Source organism: Xenorhabdus sp. NBAII XenSa04 (genome assembly GCF_963866145.1).
Lineage (GTDB): Bacteria > Pseudomonadota > Gammaproteobacteria > Enterobacterales > Enterobacteriaceae > Xenorhabdus > Xenorhabdus indica.
Genome location: NZ_CAWMEB010000098.1, coordinates 1 through 2,029, shown reverse-complemented (window position 1 = coordinate 2,029; position 2,029 = coordinate 1). Strand labels below are relative to the sequence as shown.

Annotated in this window: 3 protein-coding genes; 1 reads left to right on the top strand and 2 read right to left on the bottom strand. The window is 36.7% G+C overall.

Annotated elements, in window-relative coordinates; all coding sequences use genetic code 11:
- Positions 1-46: 46 nt before the first annotated feature.
- The gene (locus AAC147_RS05595) at positions 47-541 is read right to left on the bottom strand and encodes an MASE1 domain-containing protein (protein WP_047685864.1); all 495 of its coding nucleotides are present in this window, start codon (positions 539-541) and stop codon (positions 47-49) included.
- Between the two features lie 3 nt (positions 542-544).
- Positions 545-1,174: a response regulator transcription factor gene (locus AAC147_RS05590; RefSeq protein ID WP_047685863.1), complete on the bottom strand. Its 630-nt coding sequence runs from the start codon at positions 1,172-1,174 to the stop codon at positions 545-547.
- A gap of 258 nt (positions 1,175-1,432) precedes the next feature.
- Here AAC147_RS05590 and AAC147_RS05585 point away from each other — a divergent pair, with 258 nt between their 5' ends.
- Positions 1,433-1,981, top strand: a complete 549-nt coding sequence (locus AAC147_RS05585) for a cysteine hydrolase family protein (RefSeq protein ID WP_072032564.1) — start codon at positions 1,433-1,435, stop codon at positions 1,979-1,981.
- Positions 1,982-2,029 lie beyond the last annotated feature (48 nt).

The window sequence follows — 2,029 nt, the reverse complement described above, 5'->3', positions numbered from 1 at the left end:
AAGGAATATCAACTCATTTACTTCGTTTATAACGGTGTTGCACTTATTATGTGAATGCAAGAATCAGATAAATAAATGGGGATAACAGAACTCCACCAGTTAGAGAACTGAGAAAAATAAGGCTGGATTTACAGGATAACAGGCTACTGAGGAAAAAGGTTTGTAATAAACTGTTAATGATAACAGAAGCTAGCAGGATGGAGAGTTGCTGCCAATAAAGAGAATAATATTTCCATATCTGTTTAATACCTAAGACTATTATCAAACTGATAATAGGAGAGAGTAAAATAACTAAGTTTGTAATGAATTGTTCGCTATTTAAACATATCAGGATGCTGCTCTCACTGATAATCAGAATTGACAGGTAACGTTTCCAGAGCAAAATCATAAGGATCAGTCTTAACCCCTGAGGTAAAAAAAGAGTGGCCTGCTGTCCATTTTTACTCAAATTAAAACTGATTATCCATAGTGAAATCCAAGTAAGAGAATAGAAAATCAATAAAAACAGAGACTGTAAACTAAAGCGTACTTTCCAATTCATCTATTAGCCCGTAATAATTTGATGTTGTAATGCATAATGGACAAGATCAATAGTGGTGTCACACTGTAATTTATTTAAGATATTGGCTCGGTGAACATGGACAGTTTTAGGGCTCAACATTAGTTGTTCTGCAATACTCCTGGCGTTTACACCATTAATTAGAAGATTAAATATCTCTCGTTCTCGTGGTGTCAGTACTTGTAGTGCATTCAACTCTTGCGGTTTCTGGTGTAAAGCCTTCATGGCATCGGCACAAAGATAAATCTTCCCTTTATGAACGGTTCGTACTGCTTGTACCAGTTCTTCTGCTCCACAGCATTTTGTCAGATAGCCACGAGCTCCTGAATCAAGAGCGGTTTGCACAAGAGCAGCCGTATCATAAATGCTAAGCATAATCGTACGAAAATTAGGGTGATTAGGACGCAGTCGTGCAAGGAGTTGCAAGCCATTTTCATGTGGCATAGAAATATCCATGATAACTATATCAATATTTCTTTTCAGTAGGTCAGGCCATGCTTCTTTACTATTGCTGTATTGCTCTACTATTGTAATGTCATCTTCAAGTGTGAGCAGCTGAGCGAATCCTGATCTAACAACAGCATGGTCATCAATAAGTGCAACTTTTATCTTCATTTTTTATGGTGATTTTTAGTATAAATGTATTTTATATATCATAATGTTCATGAAAAAGCTTTAGTACAAGTGAATGAATTAATGTTCAATAGAGCCCTGAATAATAAGTAATAAGGTTGTCTGTTGAAATAAAAGTAAAATAATAAGGTTGCTTAAACAATATGATCTTGGAGTAGATATTTTCTGATATGTGGTGAATTATAAGCAGTGGTTTCATTTCTAACCGATATTTCTTTATATGAAAATAAGGATACTCAAATGAAAGCACTCATCGTAATTGATATGTTAAATGATTTTGTGACTGGTGCTCTCGCCAATGAAGCGAATGCAATGCTAATTGTCCCTGTGATCCAGAAAATGATTAATCATGCCAGGAGTCAGCCTGATTGGTTGGTTGTGTATTCTAATGACTCTCATCAGGAAAAAGATCGGAAAATAGCGATTTGGGGCAGGCATGCTATGGCGGGGACATTCGGAGCTAAAGTTATTAACGCTTTGGCTCCGATTGGAATAGCGCGAGAGATTGTTTCTCCCAAGCGTTTTTACGGTGCTTTTGATGGAACAGATCTGGAGGCAGTTTTCGAGCGATATGGGGTGACTGAAGTGATATTGACTGGCCAGCATACCGATTGTTGTATCCGGCATACTGCTTATGGTGCATTTGTTTGCGGCTATAATATCAAAATATTATCTGATGCTGTTTGTGTTTTTATGAGGGCAGATCAGGATGAAGCACTTGATTATTTGAAAACAATTTATGGGGCTGAAATTACAACAAGTACAGCGCTTGGTGTATATTCTCTATGAACATTGTAGTAAATTTACCTTTCATATTTCGGTCACGTATTCAACCTG

Coding starts and splice junctions, on each gene's coding strand:
- AAC147_RS05595 (WP_047685864.1), bottom strand. CDS start 541: ATGAATTGGAAAGTACGCTTTAGTTTACAGTCTCTGTTTTTATTGATT.
- AAC147_RS05590 (WP_047685863.1), bottom strand. CDS start 1,174: ATGAAGATAAAAGTTGCACTTATTGATGACCATGCTGTTGTTAGATCA.
- AAC147_RS05585 (WP_072032564.1), top strand. CDS start 1,433: ATGAAAGCACTCATCGTAATTGATATGTTAAATGATTTTGTGACTGGT.